This window comes from Vibrio sp. 1180_3 (assembly GCF_029478545.1).
Lineage (GTDB): Bacteria > Pseudomonadota > Gammaproteobacteria > Enterobacterales > Vibrionaceae > Vibrio > Vibrio aestuarianus.
This window is the reverse complement of record NZ_SJFM01000140.1, coordinates 1-869: the sequence shown is the minus strand read 5'-3', so window position 1 is coordinate 869 and position 869 is coordinate 1. Positions and strand designations below refer to the sequence as shown.

Sequence of the window (869 nt, the reverse complement as noted above, 5' to 3'; positions counted from 1 at the left end):
TCACTGCTTTGTAAGTTGCTGGGTGCCAACTGGTGCCTTCGTGAAGGCTTGAGCCTAGTGCGGTGAAAGTTGCACGCTGGGTTCTTAGAGGGGCGACACTTGGTAACAGGTGTCGTCTACTCGACATAACTGCGTTAGCGCTGTCCGTCTAACGTTCATCATAAGGTTCGTTTTTTAGCACACCAATTTCTCGATTTTTGTGGATGAAAAAATTGTTAGCCGCGGGGGTATGTATTTAGGTGGAACGTGATCTTATCTCCGAGTGGTGAAGATAAGACCATAATTTGGGTATCAGACTAATTGTACTCGTGTGCCATATTTCTCGCCATGCGATGCCTTTGACTCGTATTTCGAAAAAATTATTCAGTACGTTTATTTAGCAAGATTTTCCAGCATAGTTTTAGTTACTAGGGTGATTCCTTTTTTTGTAACACGAAAACCATTGGCTTCATCCTGTTCCTTATCATAACCAATGCTCAAACCGGCCGGGATACAACAATAACTATCAAGGATAACTCGCTTCAGTTTAGCGTGTTCACCAACTTGACTGCCAGGCAACAGTACTGACTCTTCAATAAGACTGTATGAGTGGGCATGGACACTTGAATACAACAATGATTTTCTAATAGTTGAACCAGAAATAATGCACCCTCCAGAAACCGTTGAATCTACGGCCATACCACGGCGTTCATCGTTATCAAAAATGAATTTAGCAGGTGGAAGCTGTTCTTGATATGTCCAAATCGGCCAGTCTTTATCATAAAGGTCAAGTTGTGGTTTAGGTGTAACAAGTTCCATATTGGCTTCCCAAAATGAGTCAAGTGTACCCACGTCACGCCAGTAGGGCTGATTTTCACTGTCTGGATCTT

The 869-nt window shown here is 42.8% G+C and carries 1 pseudogene; it reads right to left on the bottom strand.

Annotated elements, in window-relative coordinates:
• Positions 1 to 372: 372 nt before the first annotated feature.
• Positions 373 to 869, bottom strand: a pseudogene (glgC, locus tag EYW48_RS21290) (glucose-1-phosphate adenylyltransferase); the annotation flags it as partial.